The 18,007-nt window shown below is 47.6% G+C and carries 13 protein-coding genes; 8 read left to right on the top strand and 5 right to left on the bottom strand.

The genetic code is table 11. The features are described 5' to 3' along the window. Positions 1-3 precede the first annotated feature (3 nt). Entirely contained in the window at positions 4-2,247 is a 2,244-nt protein-coding gene (locus tag BC792_RS06185; protein ID WP_170249974.1) for a TonB-dependent receptor plug domain-containing protein, read from the bottom strand. Positions 2,248-2,345: 98 nt separating this feature from the next. Then, complete coding sequence (locus BC792_RS06180; protein WP_148908119.1) at positions 2,346-3,113, bottom strand: hypothetical protein; 768 nt, start codon at positions 3,111-3,113, stop codon at positions 2,346-2,348. A 667-nt stretch (positions 3,114-3,780) separates the two neighbouring features. Here BC792_RS06180 and BC792_RS18310 point away from each other — a divergent pair. The 3 genes from BC792_RS18310 to BC792_RS06170 all read left to right on the top strand — a co-directional run bounded on the left by BC792_RS18310 (position 3,781) and on the right by BC792_RS06170 (position 8,032). Beyond that, the gene (locus BC792_RS18310; protein ID WP_170249973.1) at positions 3,781-3,957 is read left to right on the top strand and encodes an AlbA family DNA-binding domain-containing protein; all 177 of its coding nucleotides are present in this window, start codon (positions 3,781-3,783) and stop codon (positions 3,955-3,957) included. Positions 3,958-4,271: 314 nt separating this feature from the next. Beyond that, positions 4,272-7,025 carry a TonB-dependent receptor gene (locus BC792_RS06175; RefSeq protein ID WP_170249972.1) on the top strand — a complete coding sequence of 918 codons (2,754 nt, stop codon included), beginning with the start codon at positions 4,272-4,274 and terminating at the stop codon, positions 7,023-7,025. An 11-nt stretch (positions 7,026-7,036) separates the two neighbouring features. Then, a complete protein-coding gene (locus BC792_RS06170) occupies positions 7,037-8,032 on the top strand; it encodes an endonuclease/exonuclease/phosphatase family protein (protein ID WP_170249971.1) in 996 nt (331 codons plus the stop codon). A gap of 1,142 nt (positions 8,033-9,174) precedes the next feature. Here BC792_RS06170 and BC792_RS06165 read toward each other — a convergent pair. Further along, the gene (locus BC792_RS06165) at positions 9,175-9,627 is read right to left on the bottom strand and encodes a PH domain-containing protein (protein WP_148908116.1); all 453 of its coding nucleotides are present in this window, start codon (positions 9,625-9,627) and stop codon (positions 9,175-9,177) included. A gap of 21 nt (positions 9,628-9,648) precedes the next feature. Continuing rightward, positions 9,649-10,014, bottom strand: coding sequence for a winged helix-turn-helix transcriptional regulator (locus tag BC792_RS06160; protein WP_246154878.1), 366 nt, complete (start codon positions 10,012-10,014; stop codon positions 9,649-9,651). Positions 10,015-10,110: 96 nt separating this feature from the next. Between BC792_RS06160 and BC792_RS06155 the strand changes: the two genes are divergently transcribed. From BC792_RS06155 to ligD, 4 genes are all read left to right on the top strand, one after another. Next, positions 10,111-10,713 carry a nitroreductase family protein gene (locus BC792_RS06155; protein WP_148908115.1) on the top strand — a complete coding sequence of 201 codons (603 nt, stop codon included), beginning with the start codon at positions 10,111-10,113 and terminating at the stop codon, positions 10,711-10,713. A gap of 53 nt (positions 10,714-10,766) precedes the next feature. Then, positions 10,767-11,831 carry an NAD(P)-dependent alcohol dehydrogenase gene (locus BC792_RS06150; RefSeq protein WP_148908114.1) on the top strand — a complete coding sequence of 355 codons (1,065 nt, stop codon included), beginning with the start codon at positions 10,767-10,769 and terminating at the stop codon, positions 11,829-11,831. Between the two features lie 654 nt (positions 11,832-12,485). Then, entirely contained in the window at positions 12,486-12,716 is a 231-nt protein-coding gene (locus BC792_RS06145; RefSeq protein WP_148908113.1) for a hypothetical protein, read from the top strand. Positions 12,717-12,764: 48 nt separating this feature from the next. Beyond that, positions 12,765-15,266: a DNA ligase D gene (gene ligD / locus BC792_RS06140; RefSeq protein WP_148908112.1), complete on the top strand. Its 2,502-nt coding sequence runs from the start codon at positions 12,765-12,767 to the stop codon at positions 15,264-15,266. Here the strand turns inward: ligD and ku are convergent. Continuing rightward, complete coding sequence (ku, locus tag BC792_RS06135) at positions 15,263-16,021, bottom strand: non-homologous end joining protein Ku (protein ID WP_148908111.1); 759 nt, start codon at positions 16,019-16,021, stop codon at positions 15,263-15,265. The genes ligD and ku overlap by 4 nt on opposite strands. 141 nt (positions 16,022-16,162) lie before the next feature. Between ku and glmS the strand changes: the two genes are divergently transcribed. Then, positions 16,163-18,004: a glutamine--fructose-6-phosphate transaminase (isomerizing) gene (gene glmS, locus BC792_RS06130; RefSeq protein ID WP_148908110.1), complete on the top strand. Its 1,842-nt coding sequence runs from the start codon at positions 16,163-16,165 to the stop codon at positions 18,002-18,004. Positions 18,005-18,007: the final 3 nt, after the last annotated feature.

Genomic DNA, 18,007 nt, shown 5'->3' with positions numbered 1-18,007 from the left:
GTATTAAAGTTCAAATCCGATATTGAAAGAGGGCATGACAGGGAACATTCCCGTGACTTCCAGCTTGCCGGGAATATCCGAGGGCTGTGCAAAGAATGGATTTACCCTATTATATACGTTGTAGACACCTACCCCAAACCATCTGGTATTCCCCCTTCTTGTCTTCCATCTTCGTTCTATATTGATGTCCAGCCGATGGAAGGCCGGCAGCCGCATGTTGTTAAGACCTTCCATAATGGGGAAGGTGGATCTCCAGTTTCCTATCTCGGCCGTACTCGTAGGCACCGTGAATGGTCTTCCTGTTTTATAGGTCCAGGCTCCCGAGAGCCTGTACCCCCTTCCGAAATTATACATCATCAGATAGTTCACGCTGTGCCTAAAGTCGAAGTCTGAATCAAACCAGTTGCCTCCATTCAGGGATCCGAACACGGACTGCGACTTCGCGTAGGTATAGGATAATGAACCGTGCAGCTTTCCTGTAGTCTTTTGTAAAAAGACCTCTAACCCGTACGCCCGCAATCTTCCATTTCTATGGAGGAAACTGGAATATTCCACCACATCTTTATCAAAATCTGTGGAGGGTACGAATTTTACAACATCGGATTGATCCTTAAAGAAGAGTTCCACGGACATGTTATCCAATAACCCCACGGGATTACGGAAATACCCTAACGACCATTGTCTGGACTGGGATAGAGCTGAAATACCATCATTCGATATGTAAAATTCTCTGAAACGGCCTATATCATCTGTAAACCCCAAGAGCATAGTGCTTTGGCGCTGTATATTAAAAGCCGCATTGATTGTCGACCTGTCATTGAGTTGATAGGTTAAAAGGATTTTCGGCTCCGGGAGTAGCGTGGCGTACTTGCCGTAGGAATATCGGGAAAGTCTAACTCCAGAATTGATCTGAAATCTGTTACCCGGCCTATATAAAATATCAACCGAGAAGGCTGTATTGCTGATGTCCGTCGTTTCCATGGACTGGTTATAGTCACGCGTTATTTCTCCGTCTACGGCCTGACTACGGTTGAGGGATATCCGGTAATCAAACTCTTCCCGCTCTATCCCATAATGTAACGCCAGCGAGTTATTGAAGTGTGTCTTCCCATGAACATTAAATTTGATCGAGCTGACACTGTTACCTATTACACTTGAGGTCTCTAGGCTATTGTGTTCCATTCCTCCATAGTTGGGTCCATCATCGCCCTTTGAATAGGCATCGTAAAAGTGCTTATAATTGGAATAGCTGGCATGGCCCCTCAGTGATGTGGACATGCCAAGATTGGCTTTATAATTCAGAGCCAGCACCTCATTATTAATACCATAATTGTCTTCTGACAGCTGATTGTACAGGGGGTAACGCTCTAGAAAAGAATGCCTGTCCCGCGCATGTAACGCTGTCAGCGAAAGATGTTGGTTATTCCCTAGACGGCCGTCCAGCCGTACCGTCAGATCCTGTGTAAAAAGATTGCCAACATCACCACTACGGTCTCCCCTACGGATTTTCCGCGCTACCGCACCGGTTGCCAGATCAACAATTGTCCTGCGCATCCCGATTCGATAACTCAGTTTATCTGTTGCCAAAGGTCCACTGGCGCTGAACTTTGGTGCAACAAGGCCAAACTGAAAGGACTGGTGATGCTCTTTGTAATTTCCTTCCTTGGTCCGTATATCCAGTACGGAAGATAGCCACCCCCCGAACTCAGACGGCCAATAGTTTTTGTAAAAATCTACTCCTCCTACAAGTTCGGGTTGAAACATAGAAATGTAGCCCCCGAAGTGGTTGACATTGAGCATTGTAGCTCCATCCAGCAGTATCTGGTTCTGATCTTGGTTACCTCCTCGGACAAAGAGGTGCGAATACCCTTCCTTCCCATCTGTAACGCCTGGTAAAAACGTCAAGCCTTTTAAAATGTCCGGTTCCCCAAGAAAAGAAGGGGAGGCAGTTAGAAAAGGTAAAGAAACCCGGTTTACGCCAAGAGCAGCTTTTCTGTTAAACGGCTGGTCAGCATAGACCTCGACAACATTCAGTTCTAACGGATATAACGCTACATGTATTGGGCGTAGAGCGCTCGCCACTTGGACAATGGTATCCTGAAATGAAACATGGGAGATGGATAGTCGTCCATTATCGGAAACCGTAATCCGGCAACTTCCTCCAGCATCGGTTGTCCATGTTGTTCCTGTTTCAAGATTGGTGACATTTGTATTTTCGATTGGAATACCGCTACGGGCATCACTCACATAAATGACAGCTTTAACTTGGGCACCAAGCTTTGCCGGATTTGAAAAAAATAATATAGCGAGAAACGTTCCAATAAAAAAAATACACTCAGGTCTTATCATTTTAGATAATAACGCGTATTCAACCTGACGCCCATTTCCCTGAACTCATAATCATAAGTTGGGGTAACAGGGTTAATCTTCAATCTCGGTGTGACGTCGGTAAAGAAATCCAAGTCCATCCTTAACCGCTCGTTGATCGGCGCAAATACGCCAATATGGGCCCCGATCTGAAACGGATGCTCATATTTTGGGGTATAATAAGATAGACCCATTGCTTTTCCTAATCTTCCATAGGGAAACTCGCTATCCGTGATATTCGAAGAGAACTGATAATACAGGTCAGCACCAAATTTAAATCCTATATATTCAAACGGAAGGTAGGTGATGGAAACTGGTATATGTAGCGCCCAATACCGAAAGTTTGTTGTTTTTCCGAATTCGGGCAACATGTCCTGGTAAAAATCGGAAAGTTCCCCTTTGCGGTCGAGAAGCTCCGGGGTAAGCCCGAAACCCGCGCTTCGTACATTTAGGCCCACATCCCAGCCCAAGAGGCCATCTTGCTGAAAGGTTCCTGAAAACCCAGCTCCACCGTTGATCAGAAAACCTGGCTTGCTCTTCAGCTGATAGTCGATAGAGGCATCTGCTTCCTGGACACTATATTGAAGATCACTAAATGTCGCGTTAAAATCCCGAACTGTGGTTGCTCCAGCGCCAGCAGTTACATACCATTTAGGTTTGTTTTGAGCAGATACTAAGCTACAGAACAGTAAACCAATTGCAGACAATAATAAAGTCAATAAGATGCTATTCCCTAAGTTTTTCATCAATTATCCATTATCAACTTCAAAGCTAAATAGAAATGCCATAATAACAAAATATTTTTCTCTAGCTAATGAAAAGGTAGTGTAACTTCGATAGTTAAATATGGCATTATGTCTATCCGAAAACATTATGATTGTATACGTCTTGACTTCTTAATATTGCGGCAGGTTTTATGTTCAATCGTGTTTAGCTATGTTTATACTAATCCTTGAGGACCGTAATATGCTCCCCAGTTTCGATTTTTATATCTTAATATATTTCCTCTGTAAAAGAAAAATTTTAAAATACTTTGACTGGGGAGCCTTAAGGCCTACTCTTTACTCGCAAAAGATAATTCGACATATGACACGGAATTTTATCGTGAATTACTGTTGGTGTTCTGTTTGCCTACATCAAAGTATATAGGTATTTAGGCTGATGTTTTTGAACGCTAGCTGAAAGCTGAAGTTTGCACAGGATAATAATTTCCTATGCCACTCCTGAGCACTGTATAATTTTAGGTTTTCTCGTCGTTTGTTGCACATTATTCATGTTTGAGGATAAGAAATATAAAATAACTGCTAATTCGACATTAGTCACCAAAAGGAAATAAGATTGTTTTTTGGAATAGCTTTAAACAGCGTTCAATATGCCCGAAGCAGAATATTGAATATAAACAGAGTCGGCACGATGAGCATCTTAAATGGTTCGTGGTTTGCAAATGCACAAGGTGAGGTGATTTATATTGGGAAAGATGATAACGGAAATATTGTCAGTTTGGAAGATTATAAACGGCTGATGGACGATATTCCCAACGAAACCCGCAATGCAGTGGGAATAACCGTTGATATTACTCCCTATTTGTAATTTCCCTTTCTCCTTCACGTACTCAACTGCTTTCAGCTCGCTCGAAATGTCTCTGTGTTTTTCATGAAAATTTAAAACCCAGGTAGTGAGCAGACTGCAAAATGTCATCATCTGGAAAGCCCTACAGCCAGTCGATTGTTTTTCATCGTCATAAGAGTTTTAGGAAATATGTCAGCCGCCAGGATAGGCTAATCATCAAAAAATAGACCGCGGAGCGGTTGTGTCGCCTATAAGTTCAGGGATAGGATTTAACTTCATAATACGTTAATTAAGGCTTAATACAGCAACAATAGCTTTGTAAAAAAGCGATGATTATGCGTTATATCTTTACATTTATTATCACATTGCTCCTGCTTCCAGCGGCTAGCATGGTTTGTTATGCGCAGCAGCATAGTGTTTCCGGTCGCGTTGTAGACGAAACGGGAGCTCCCTTGGTCGGGGCAACTGTTGCCTTGGAGACCACTGGTTTTCAGGCCACGACGCAGCCAGATGGCACATTTCACCTCGCGCAAATCCCCCCGGCTACCTATCGGTTAGTCGTTTCCTATCAAGGGCGCGTCAATTACTCCCGATCGGTAGAAATTAGCGGTGGGGACGTACGGCTCGACGAAATACGGCTTCAGCGGGGGCAGATTGCTCTCGGGGAGGTCGTTGTAAGTACACAGCGCCGTACACAGACAAGCATAGAAGTGCCCGTTACGGTAAGCGCCATGTCTGGCGAGACACTTAGCCGACTCAACATGCGCCAGATGGATGAAATGTCAACTTTTATACCCGGCATGCAGGTACAACTGCAAAGCCCGAACAATCCAGGATATGTGATCCGGGGTATTACGTCGGATGATGGCGACTCGCGCACGCAGCCGCGTATTTCCATTTTTCAGGATGGCATTTCCATATCCCGGTCGCGGGCATCGGTGGTCGAGCTGTTCGATATCGAGCGGGTGGAGGTAGCCAAAGGTCCACAGGGTACACTCTTTGGCCGGGGCGCGCAAATCGGAGCGCTGCACATTATCCAGAATAAGGCACAAGATCGCTTTGGGGCGGAGATCTATGGGGGATATGGAGCCTATAACCATCGATTTGTCAATGGCTATATCAATACCCAGATCACAGAGGGTATGTTAGCCAATCGATTGGCATTCAGCTATGAAGGCAGGGATGGGTTCATTGGCAATCTGTCCGGTGGAAGGCTCAACGGGAAGGAAGTAATCGCACTGCGCAACAGCACACGCCTTTGGGCAGGTTCAAACACTACGGCAGATCTCATCCTGAACTACCAATACGACAACTATCCAGGTACAAGTTTCAAGAGCCGGCGTTTTGCGCCGGCGGGTGGCGATACCGATCCTACTACTTTTGCCGATCTGGAACAGGGAGAAGATCTGTATATCAAACGGCATGTAGGCGGGGCAACGCTACTCGTGGACCATCGGTTGAGTAATGCATGGCGGCTGTCGTCCCTTTCAGGGTTCCGGGCCTTCGACAGCGATGAGTCCTTCGATGCCGACGGTACCCCGGCCCAGCTATTATGGGTTTCCGAACGGGCGAAAGGAACGCAATACAGCCAGGAACTGCGGCTGACTTATGAAAACAAAAGTCGCTTCTCCGGATTCGTTGGGGCCGGCTATTTCTATGAAAACTCTTCACAGGAGGTGCCGTTGCGGATAGACGAGCGCGCATTGTATCCAGCGTACATCGCTCCGGTACTGAGTGCCCAGCTGTCTGGACAGTTGGGTCAACTTGGCACGTCGCTGGGCTTGCCCGACGCACAAGTACAAGCACTTACCCAGCAGGTACAGCAGCTTTTCCATACGGAGCCTGTTATTGCGAACGGGCAACCCCAACTTGTTGAAAACTTGCCCGACTTGCAACCATTAGCGCTGGGCTTAATCAGTCAGCTGGTTCCGGGGGGCCTGCCTCCGGGCATCACCTGGCAACAGCTCCTTCAATCGGGTATGTTGCCTCCCGCGCTCCCCGAGGAACTCATTGCATTGGTCACCTTGTTGGATGGCAGTCCCATCAATCGTTTGCATACCGAATCATACACGAACTATGGAAGGAATCAGGCCGTGGAGCTATTTGCAGACGGTACGTTCGATCTGACCGACCAACTGAAGCTAACGGCTGGCCTCCGCGGCACATATGAGGCTCAGCGTGGAGGCTATCAGGCCGATGCCGCTTCGCCGCCAAGCGTATTTGGTATGATTGCCAACAATGGATCACCGAATTTGCTCAATCCGGTATCAAATGGTACGATATACGCCAGCAAAGACTACTACTCCTATGTGGGGCGGTTGGCGCTGAACTATCTTTTCGCCCGCAACAACGTGTATGCCAGCGTTTCGCGGGGTAGGAGACCGGGCGTTATTTCGATATTGCCTGCCGAGACGACGTACCTGAAACCCGAGGTGGTGTGGAGTTACGAGGCAGGTCTTAAAGGGTTGTTAGCCAACGGTAAACTGGGGTACGAGCTGGCAACATATTACTACGACTGGTACAATTTCCAGACGCTGTCGTTGCAGCAAGTGCCAGGAAGCATTGCGCCGATGCTGCTGGCTGACGACGCGGGCAAAGCCCACAGCTTCGGTATCGAAACCGGTCTGCGGTATTTCTTCACGCCCACCGTCAATGTCTTTGGTAACTATGCGTACATTGATGGAAAATTCAATGACACAGACGAAAATGGGAATCCGCAGGAATACGCGGGCAATCGTTTTCGCCTGACGCCTGAGCACAGCTTTGCCATCGGACTCGATGCCGATATCTCTGTTAACGGCCGTTCGTCCATTTACCTGCGGCCTTCGTACGCTTACCAATCAGGTATATATTTTGAAGACAGCAACCGCGAAGATCTGTATCAGGCAGGGTATGGGCTGGCCAATTTCACGGCCGGGTATCGGTTTGTGGTGAATAATATACGCTATGACATTGGTGCTTACGGCAAAAATGTTTTTGATACGCGCTATCTTATCGACGCCGGGAATACCGGAGACACTATTGGATTCCCCACCTACATTGGCGGCAGCAGAAGTGTTGTCGGTGCCCAAGTGAGGATAACGTTTTAATGGATACCCCCATGAAAATAATCATCCGGATTGTGGCAGCCATCCTCCTGCTTGTCTCGGGCTTTGCCACCGCGTTTTACTTTTGGGCGCAGCAGCCCAACCGCTCTGCAACGGAGCACGTGTTGTTGCGTACGGACAGCCTTCGTGCCGGGGTCGGCAGGGAGGAAGTGGATACCGTGTTTTCCATCATGACCTATAACATTGGCTACCTCAGTGGGATGACCAATAATGAGCCGGTCAAGCGGGATGAATCCTTGTTTTCAGCCAATCTCCAGCAGGCCGTGGGCTTACTGGGACATCTGAAACCTGATATCGTGTGTTTGCAGGAGATTGACTATGGGAGTGTGCGAAGCTATTTGGTCGATCAGGAAGCCGAGTTAGCTGATACCATTTACCCGTTCGTAGCCCGGGCGGTCAATTGGGATAAGCGGTATGTGCCCTTTCCATATTGGCCGCCAAGCGTGCATTTCGGCAAAGTCCTCTCCGGGCAGTCGGTCTTATCCAAGTTTCCCGTGACGGAACACCTGGTGGACACGCTGGCTCAAGTTGCCTCTGTTCCCTTTTACTATCGGGCATTTTACCTTCATCGTCTAGCTCAAGTGGTTAAGGTCGTTATACACGACAAGGAGGTCATGGTCATCAATGTACACCTGGAGGCCTTTGACAGGGATACGCGCGAAAGACATACCAAAGCTGTACTGCGTTTGTACCGGCGGTACAGTGCTCAGTATCCTACGGTAATGGTGGGCGACTTCAACAGCAGTCCGGATGAAGAGAATCCAACCATTGAAACGATACTCCGGGAAGGCCTTAGGACGGTCGATTTGAGGGACATGTCTACTATCCCCTATACCTACAGCAGTGGAACCCCTTCATCAAGGTTGGACTATATTTTCTATAATGAGGCCCTTGAACGGGTAGATGGCGGAGTGGTCACAGAAGCTGGTCAAATATCAGACCACTTGCCCGTGCGGGCAGTTTTCCGGTTTAAAGCACAAAGCGAATAACGATAAGCTATGTGCCTGGTTGATGAGCGAACTACGAAGGACAGTTCCGGCAGCAGGCTATTGAACGGGTTAAGGTCTACTGGAATGGTTAAGTAGATCTTTACCTGATCAACACCGCCCTTTCTTCGCCCTTTTACCTGCCGTTCTTCGGGGTGGCCGTTGGGTTTCCTCGGGGTGGCTTCGACTGGGACCCGAGCACGACCCGAAGCGCACCCGAGGAAACCTTGGAGCCGACCCGACCACAGGGCGGTTAAGGGGCGGTGTTTGTACGGTTTTCTTCAGGCGCTGTTCCGGGACAGCGCAGGCTGCCATCTTTCTACTATATATGTTCTCACCAATCAGCCTGTTGATGTACGCCGAAGGTTTTGCGCATTGTATGGCAGAACGAGGAGTGGTTACGAAATTTGAGGCTCTTGTTCGAGAAATCGGTTAAGCTGCATCGGGACACGGCGGATGTTCATTGCCGGGTCTTCGACAAACCTTTGGCCGCATCTCAAATCCAGGGCGAAGCCTTGTCGAATGAAACCCGAATGTCAATCGAAGATGTGTCGAACCTGATGTAGAGTAGGGGCGAAGGTATATGGTAGGAAATACGGACTTTGACGGACTTTGACGGACTTTGGCGGACTTTGGCGGAGAATTAAGGAGATAGAAGATGCAGGTTTTTATGGTTTATTCTGTTTCTCAAAGGTAAAAATTTCTTATATTAGAAGCAAGTCGCTTGTTTACATGTTGAATTTAACTTTTCGTTTCGCATGGAAAGCATAATGGAGAAGTACATTCGGAAGAAATACCGGAAACGCGGTGACAACTACAAACTGAGCGAGGGGATTAAAGTTGCGGCACAAGAACTCAGCTAGTCTAGCAAGATGGCGGTCCAGATCTACCATATAGCTTGGAAAGAGATTATGGCAAAACCGATTATTACTCCGTTTAATCGGTCTCTTTTTTGTATGAGTTTCTCGTCGCTTAGGCTGGGCAAATTGTTTTCTTTCATGTTATATCGTTGGTTAATAGCTGCTTTTCGTCACTTTCTCCATTATGCCCTAGTCTACCTTCGGGACACTTATGAAGACGGTTGTATTACCGGTTTTCGCAGTCGGCTTCTACAAAAAGAGCAATTAAAACAATAGCGCAGCTACTTATCCGCGGTTGTAACGGGATTTTATTACTATAGAAGGATTTACTTTAACGAGATCCTCTATGAATCCTTGTTTGTCCTTTGGCGACACGAGAACCGTGTCAAACCGGTTGTAAAAGATTTCCAACCTGTCAAACGACACTGCGGGAGCGCTGATAGGATTATTTGTTTCCTCGATTTTTCTGATCGTACTGATTTCCAGTGTGATCTTATGCAGAAAGCCCGACCGGATAAATAGCAGTTGCCCGTCAATGACATAATGGGTGGTTAAGACGAGATGAATAGTAAGGGCGACAAGGCCAAGCAAAAGTACAGCAAAGAACCATTCGGCAATACCTTCCTCGCGGGGCGTAGCGTTCACGGCTTTAATAATTATCTGTAGGGCCGAAGCGCCCATAATAGTTACCGTTGGGAGAACAATAATCAGATCTATTTTTGAAGCATATTTTTTCATCGTTATACGCAGGTATGAAGATCAGTGCTGTGCCGGCTTCCTGACAGCTATCTTAGGCGATAGCTCGTTAGCGCGCCCCCCCCAACTGGCGATTTCGCGAAGCACGGGGGCCAGGCTCTTTCCAAATTCCGTTAACGAATACTTCACCATCAGGGGCGGCTTGGACGTATAAACCTTTCTGGCAATAAGGCCGTCGGCTTCCAGCTGCTTTAGCTGTAATCCCAACGTACGTTCCGTGATCGTCGGCATCAGCTTTCGGAGTTCGTTATAACGCTTGCTTCCATCGACAAGATAGATCAAAATTACCGCTTTCCATTTTCCTCCGATGAACCGCATCGTCACACTCGTGCGGCATGGGTACTCCTTATCGTCTATAATATACATCATACTATCCTTTTTGACTGTTATTGCATAACCGAATAACACTACTTAGTTTTGCAACTATCAAATGTATAGTATAAGATCAAACAACGCAACATAAACATGAGCAATTTTTTGGAAAAAATGCAACAGCGGTATACCGTAAAGCAATATAAACCTGACGTTAAGCTGTCGCAGACTGTGCTTGACGAGCTGAAGGCAATCCTTCAACTTAGCCCGTCATCCATCAATAGCCAACCGTGGAAATTCACTTTCGTCACCGATAAGGAAACTAAAACGCAGCTGGCTCCATTCTCCTACCATAACAAGCAGCGTGTGCTGGATAGCAGCTGCGTCGTGGTATTTCAGGTGATAAAGGACGTGGCCGCTTTTGAACAGCAGATTAAGGATCATTTGCCTGAAGGAGCGGTTAACTACTATTACAATATGATCAAGCCCAGCGGCGACGAGGAAATCAGCCGGTGGCTGGTCAACCAGGTGTACATCGCGCTCGGCGTGTTGCTTTCAGCCTGCGCACAGATGGATATCGGCTCTACACCGATGGAGGGTATCGAGCCTGACAAATATGACGGTATCTTAGGTGACGACAAGTACAGAAGCCTCTTCGCTGTGGCGCTGGGCGTGCAAGACGAAAACGATACGAACCATCCCGACAGGAGACCTAAGTTACGCCTCGATCGTGAAAAAATTTTTCAGGACATTTGATCTGGGCTATCTATTTAGGAATAAATTATCGATAAATCAAAAATGAGATGAATATGTCAGAAACAATAACAACGGCGGCTAAAGCCTTCGGTACACGGGAGGCCTCGGCTCCCTTACAGCCTTTGACCATTGAGCGTCGCACACCGACTCCACATGATGTGGAGATAGATATTTTATATTGTGGGGTATGTCATTCCGACCTGCACACTGCCCGCAACGAGTGGCACGGAACGGTGTATCCCTGTGTTCCGGGGCATGAAATAATCGGAAGAGTCATCAGCGTCGGCGCACATGTCGCTAAGTTCAAAGTGGGCGACATGGTAGGTGTGGGCTGCATGGTAGATTCCTGCCAGGACTGTGAGCACTGTAAGCAAGGTCTGGAACAGTATTGCGAGGTCGGAAACATCCAGACCTACAACTCGCCGGACAAGCATCTCGGCATACAAACGTTCGGAGGATATTCGGAGCGCGTAGTCGTTGATGAGAATTTTGTGCTGCATATACCCGACAATCTGGATCCTGCCGCAGCAGCGCCGCTACTCTGTGCGGGCATTACGACCTACTCGCCGTTACGCCATTGGAAGGTAGGTCCGGGCAAAAAGATCGGAGTCGTCGGAATCGGCGGTCTGGGCCACATGGCTATCAAACTTGCCCACGCGATGGGTGCCCACGTGACCGTTTTTACAACGTCTGAAAGAAAGAAAGCAGACGCGCTGCGGTTAGGGGCCGACGAAGTGGTTCTATCGACGGACGCCGAACAGATGAAGCTATCACGCAAACTGGACTTTGTTTTAGACGCTGTGTCGGCAGACCACGATATCAACGCCTACCTCCATCATGTGAAGACGGATGGAACGTTAGCATTGGTCGGAGCTCCTGAGATGCCGCTTCCGGTAGCTGCATTCTCGTTGATCCCCGGGAGAAAGAACTTTGCCGGCTCGATGATCGGCGGTATCGCTGAAACACAGGAAATGTTGGACTTCTGTGGCGAGCATCAGATTACCTCGGATGTGGAAATTATTAATATCCAGGAGATAAACCAAGCTTACGAGCGTATGTTAAAAGGCGATGTGAAATATCGTTTCGTTATCGACATGAAGTCGCTTAAAGAGGCTTAAAATCAAGAACAATGAGTGGGTAGGCTGCACCGCATCTGGGGGGGCAGTCTATTCCGTGTTCTACGCCAGCCATAGCTCCTCGCGACCATACGCTAAGTATCGCAAACTGTCAGATCATTGGTGCGAAAATGTCGAAGCTCATCTGATGATCTTTGTACCGGATCGGCAGCCATGATATACCGTGTCTAATTTTTGACATTCGAGCTTCCGTAACCATATACGATATTTCAAAGCGTTTCCGTCCGCGGCTCCAGTTTCTTGTTTCAGTTCGGCACAGGTGGGAGGGAAGCCACCCGTCCAGCCAGGGCAAATGTGTATTAAAATCAATCTGCAGTAACATAGAAAAACATCTGATATCTTTTGACAGCGCCTCCATTGTTTTAGGATCTATGTATTTTCTTTTCCCGAAGACGGCTTCAAGATCCATCACAGGCTTCCGCTAGTGACAATTGAGATAATTAATGGCGGTGTCATCGTTTTTGGAGGAGGAAATGAAGCAAATTAAACGTAAAACATATTGTATCATCTGATGTTATTTGTCGTTTACGGTGAGGCGCTCCTGGAACACATGCCGTTTATCTTGGATCTGGGCTATGCCTATTGCTTTGATAGCGGTGATGGGAGAAGATATCCTGTATATCAAAGCGTGTTGGAATGAATTTGGAAGATATCCCGCGGGAAGATACCGTCTGTCGGTTTACGATTTTAGAAAAAGCACCCGTAATGATTCTAGACACCAAAAAAGATGAAAGGACGACCCTTAACGCCATCCTTCGAGAAGCAGGTATCCGGTGTTCATGCCGTAGCCCAGCCGTTGAACGAGGGGTTATTGATTACCTGAGAAAGAAGCACAGCTGGGGAGAAATGACGAGACAGGGGTTTTAACGACGATGTTCCTGAAAACCAAGAGGTCGGGTGCTGTGTTCTATGGACATGACGCCTTTAGACGATTACCACAAAAAAAGAGACTTCGCACAGACCAGCGAACCCAAAGGGACGGTGGCTCCCAAGAGAAAAGAGCTTCGTTTCGTGGTGCAGCGCCACCATGCATCGCGACTACACTACGATTTCCGGTTGGAAATGGACGGCGTCCTAAAAAGCTGGGCGGTTCCCAAAGGACCCTCCCTCAATCCTGCCGATAAGCGGCTGGCGATGATGGTCGAGGATCATCCATATAGTTATCGGACATTTGAAGGTGAAATACCGAAAGGAAACTACGGATATGGCACGGTGACCATTTTCGATGAGGGGTCCTACACACCCCTGGAGGGGGAAGGAGAGAAGGAGCTTCTAGATGGCTTAAAGCGGGGTAACCTGAAGGTGGTGCTGCATGGAAAGCGATTGAGAGGCGAATTCGCGCTCGTAAAACTGAAGAACGGAAAGGAAGAGAACGCGTGGCTGCTGATCAAGCATAAGGATAAATATGCAGTGGAAGAACACTATGATGCTGAAGACCATGTAAGCGAAGCTGTAAAAAAGCGGGGAAAGGAGTTCCGGAAGTCGAAAAAATCGGCAACGCCGACAGCAACGAAGCGCCGAAACAAAGAGGTGCCCGAAAACAGGGATACCGAGGAGGATAAGCCTGCAGACGGGAGTATAGTAGCTCCGATGCTGGCCACCTTATCCGAACAGGTTCCCGACGATACCGCCTGGTTTTTCGAGAAGAAGTTAGACGGGTTTCGGGCCATTACGGAACTGAATGGAAAACAGGTGAAACTGTTGTCGCGTAATCAGGTCAGCTTTAATAAAAAATTTCCGTCTATTGCCCATATCTTCGAGGACGTGTCGCAAGAAGCCGTCATCGACGGGGAGATCGTGGCGGAGGATAGCCGGGGTAAGTCTAATTTTCAGCTCCTGCAGCATGGAGAGCCCCTTCCCGGTAAATACAGGTTGAAGTACTATGTATTCGATTTATTAGCATTGGATGGAAATGATCTCCGCGACTTCCCGGTCGTCGAAAGAAAAGAGCTATTGAAGCTGTTCGTTAAAAAGTGGAAACATCCCCAATTGCAGTTGGTCGATTTCGTCGGGGACGATTTGCCCACCGCCCTGGCGAAGGCCAAGAAGGAAGGTTGGGAGGGCGTAATGGCAAAGGAGGCCGAGAGCAGGTATCTTTCCGGCCGGCGCTCGTCGTTGTGGCGTAAAATCAAATTACAGCAATCTCAGGAAGCGATTATCGTGGGATACACCGGGCCCGAGGGTGGACGCAAAGCTTTCGGCGCGCTGGTGCTAGCCGTATACAGTGACAGCGGTTTGGTCTATGCTGGAAATGTAGGCACCGGATTTAACGATCAGCAGCTCCAGCAGCTGGGTGATGAGCTGCAGAAACTAAAAGTGTCCGATAAGCCATTCGACAAGACGGTCAAGGTGGCCAATCAAAATAAGGTAGTGTGGGTAAAGCCGAAGCTGATCGCAGAGATAGTCTTTTCAGAGTGGACGAGAGAAGGCCACTTTAGGCATCCCGTATTTAAGGCGCTCAGAGACGACAAAAAGATTGAAGAAATTAAGCGGATTGAGCCCATACGGGATATGGTCAACGAGCGTGAACTTAAGTTTGGCCGCAAAGTCGTAAAGCTGACTAACCAAAAAAAGCTATACTGGCCGGAAGATCAAATACGAAAAGGCGATCTCATAGCCTACTACGAGCAGGTAGGAGAGCTTATGCTTCCATTTCTAAAGGATAAGCCGATTTCCATGAATCGCTATCCTAATGGTATACACGAACAGAGTTTCTTTCAAAAAGACCTGGAGCGTTCAAGCATTCCGGGTTGGCTTAAGACTGTGGAGTTGTCATCGGAAAGCACGGGTGGCACGGTGAACTACCTGATATGCAACGATCTGCCTACGCTGCTTTGGATTGCCAACATGGGATCAATTGAGATCAATCCTTGGCTGGCCCCATACAAAAAGAAATTAAACCCCACCTTTGCCGTGCTGGATCTGGATCCAAACGGCGTGGATTTCTCCGAGGTAATCGCTGTTGCAAGGACGGCGAAGGAGATCCTTGATGCGGTAAATATTAAGAGTTACGTGAAGACGTCGGGTTCCACCGGTCTCCATATTTATATACATGTTGGCGGAAAGTACGATTTCGAGATCGCCCGTGATTTTATTCAGATGGTGGCAGAGCTGGTACATGAACAGCACGAAGATATCACCAGTTTAGAACGTTCGCCATCCAAACGCAAAAATAAATTGTACCTTGATTATATGCAGAATAAGCGGGCTCAAACCGTCGTGGCACCGTATTCTGTACGGCCGAAACCGGGAGCTACGGTATCCTGTCCCTTAGCTTGGTCGGAGGTCGAGGATGGCTTAACCATCGGGCAGTTTACCATGTCGACAGTGTTAGATCGGATAGCGACCATAGAAGATCCCTGGGCGGACATTTTCGACCAGACGGCAAATCTGAAAAAGGCCATTCAGGCGTTCTAGGCGAGGCTGGCCTTCAGCTTTGCCAGCAGCTCAGAAGCCTTGGTGTTTTCTTTATCGACGTTGATTTTTCGGATTGTGGCGCGTTTTCCCTGCGCTTTCTGTTTAATGATTTTTAACAGCTCTTTACTGTATTCGTTTTTGTACCCCGAAATGTCAAAATCTGAACTGTTCTGTTTGATGAGCTGTGTAGCCATATCCATTTCGGCTTTTGAGAGACGTGAACTCGGAACTTTCAGGTCGCCCGTTTCCCGGATCTCCTCTTCGAACCGCAGTTTGTTTAACACAAGCATCCCTTTGTGGGGCCGTACAATGGCTAAGTTTTCCATGGTACGCATAACGAACGTACTTAGCCCAACCGAACCGGTTTTTTCCAGTGCTTTGCATAATAGTGTGTAAGCTTTTTCACCGCCTTTTTGAGGTTCCAGATAGTACGGCGTATCAAAATAGATGCTATCAATATCCTTCTCTTTAACAAAAGTCTGTAAGCTAATCATCTTGTTTTTTTCGGGCATCGCGTCCTCAAAATCTGCGTCCTCCAGCACAACATATTTATCCTTGAGAAGGTATCCTTTGACGATATTATCCCATTCGACCTCTTTGCCCGACTTCTCGTTTACCCGCTTATAACGGATATTTGCCAGGTCTTTCCGATCCAACATATCAAAATCCAGCTGGCTGCTCTGTATGGCACTGAAAATTTTGATTGGAATATTTACCAGTCCAAAGCCAATGGCTCCTGTCCAAATTGCTCTCATAATTATACCTATGTTGCTGTTGTTATATTATAGATAACGAGTATACGCCGGATAAGTTTTCTGTTAAAAATTCGTTAATCAATCGATTGCGTGAAGAAAATTTTTATATTTATGGCCTATTAACAATAAACTTAATACTATATGTGTGGAATTGTTGGCTACGTCGGTAGCAACTTAGCTTATCCGATTCTAATCGACGGATTGAAAAAATTGGAATATCGTGGTTACGATAGCGCAGGCGTCGCACTACATACCGGAGAATCGCTAGAAGTATATAAAAAAGAAGGTAAAGTTTCGGCATTAGAGGAATCTGTATACGGGAAAAATATACAGGCGACGGTGGGGATAGGACACACGCGCTGGGCGACCCATGGGGAGCCCTCCGATCGGAATGCGCACCCGCATTACTCACGATCGGGTAATCTGGCGATGATCCACAACGGGATTATCGAAAACTATGCACAGCTTAAGAGCGAGCTGGTCCAAAAAGGGTATACGTTTAAAAGCGATACCGATTCGGAGGTTCTGCTGAATTTTATCGAAGATATCAAGATCAATAACGACTGTTCCTTGGAAGAAGCTGTACGCGTAGCACTCAAACGGGTGGTGGGAGCGTACGTTATACTTTTGCTGGACAAGGATCTGCCGGACACCATTATCGCAGCGCGAAAAGGCAGCCCGCTGGTGATAGGTATTGGCGATCGTGCACATTATTTAGGTTCTGATGCTTCCCCGATGTTGGCTTATACCAAAGAGGTGGTTTACATTAATGACTATGAGCTCGCGATCGTGCGTCCCGACGAACTTATTCTTAAAAATCTGGGTAATGAGCGGATCACACCATTTGTACAGAAGCTGGATATGGAGCTGGCAGCGATAGAAAAGGGTGGGTTTGACCATTTCATGTTAAAAGAGATCTTCGAACAGCCCCAGACCATCTTTGATTCGCTTCGGGGCCGTCTTGATGCTGTGCAACAGACTATTACGTTAAGCGGCGTTGAAAAGATTGCCGACAAGCTCTTAGCTGCCGATCGCATTATTATTGTGGCTTGTGGAACGAGCTGGCACGCCGGATTGTTGGCTGAATATGTCATTGAAGAGCTTTGCCGTATCAACGTGGAGGTGGAGTATGCTTCCGAGTTCCGCTATCGAAATCCCATTATCACTGACAAAGACGTTATTATCGCTGTTTCCCAAAGTGGGGAGACGGCTGATACGCTGGTAGCCATCGAAAACGCCAAAAAGCAAGGTGCGACAATCTTCGGTATCGTCAATGTTGTCGGTTCCTCTATTGCGCGGCTCTCTGATGCCGGCGCTTATACCCATGCCGGACCGGAAATCGGGGTGGCAAGTACCAAGGCCTTTACTGCGCAGTTGGCAGTGCTCTATCTGGTAGCTTTGAAGGTTGCCCGTATAAAAGGAACAATCGAAGACACTTTATACGATCGCTTGTCAGCCGATCTGGCTAAGGTGCCGGAATATGTACAGCAGATTTTGGATAAGCAGGACATGATTATCCGTGCCGTTGCCGCCAAATATAGCGACGCCCGCGATTTTCTATACCTCGGCAGGGGCTATAACTTCCCGATAGCGTTGGAAGGAGCGCTGAAGTTAAAAGAAATCTCCTATATACATGCTGAAGGGTATCCTGCGGCCGAGATGAAGCACGGGCCCATTGCGTTGGTAGACGAAAACCTCCCGGTGGTGTTTGTTGCCACCAAAGACAGCTATCACGAAAAAATTGTCAGCAATATCCAGGAGATCAAAGCCCGTAAGGGAAAAGTTATTGCCGTCGTATCCGAGGGGGATAGTGTGGTAACAGATCTCGCAGACGATGTGATGACGGTGCCGCAAATACATGAAATTATAGCTCCGCTGTTGTCCGTTATACCACTTCAGCTACTGTCTTATTATATCGGCGTTAACAGAGGTCTGGATGTCGATAAACCTCGTAATTTGGCTAAGTCGGTAACTGTCGAATAACAA

It is taken from the genome of Sphingobacterium allocomposti (assembly GCF_008124885.1).
Taxonomy (GTDB): Bacteria; Bacteroidota; Bacteroidia; order Sphingobacteriales; family Sphingobacteriaceae; genus Sphingobacterium; species Sphingobacterium allocomposti.
The sequence above is the reverse complement of the archived record's forward strand: the minus strand, read 5'-3'. Positions and strand labels throughout refer to the sequence as shown.

Excerpts from the sequence above, each read along its gene's own strand:
- BC792_RS18310 (WP_170249973.1), top strand. The coding sequence starts at position 3,781 with ATGAGCATCTTAAATGGTTCGTGGTTTGCAAATGCACAAGGTGAGGTG.
- BC792_RS06145 (WP_148908113.1), top strand. The coding sequence starts at position 12,486 with ATGAATTTGGAAGATATCCCGCGGGAAGATACCGTCTGTCGGTTTACG.
- glmS (WP_148908110.1), top strand. The coding sequence starts at position 16,163 with ATGTGTGGAATTGTTGGCTACGTCGGTAGCAACTTAGCTTATCCGATT.
- BC792_RS06155 (WP_148908115.1), top strand. The coding sequence starts at position 10,111 with ATGAGCAATTTTTTGGAAAAAATGCAACAGCGGTATACCGTAAAGCAA.
- ligD (WP_148908112.1), top strand. The coding sequence starts at position 12,765 with ATGACGCCTTTAGACGATTACCACAAAAAAAGAGACTTCGCACAGACC.
- BC792_RS06165 (WP_148908116.1), bottom strand. The coding sequence starts at position 9,627 with ATGAAAAAATATGCTTCAAAAATAGATCTGATTATTGTTCTCCCAACG.
- ku (WP_148908111.1), bottom strand. The coding sequence starts at position 16,021 with ATGAGAGCAATTTGGACAGGAGCCATTGGCTTTGGACTGGTAAATATT.
- BC792_RS06170 (WP_170249971.1), top strand. The coding sequence starts at position 7,037 with ATGAAAATAATCATCCGGATTGTGGCAGCCATCCTCCTGCTTGTCTCG.
- BC792_RS06150 (WP_148908114.1), top strand. The coding sequence starts at position 10,767 with ATGTCAGAAACAATAACAACGGCGGCTAAAGCCTTCGGTACACGGGAG.
- BC792_RS06160 (WP_246154878.1), bottom strand. The coding sequence starts at position 10,014 with ATGATGTATATTATAGACGATAAGGAGTACCCATGCCGCACGAGTGTG.
- BC792_RS06180 (WP_148908119.1), bottom strand. The coding sequence starts at position 3,113 with ATGAAAAACTTAGGGAATAGCATCTTATTGACTTTATTATTGTCTGCA.
- BC792_RS06175 (WP_170249972.1), top strand. The coding sequence starts at position 4,272 with ATGCGTTATATCTTTACATTTATTATCACATTGCTCCTGCTTCCAGCG.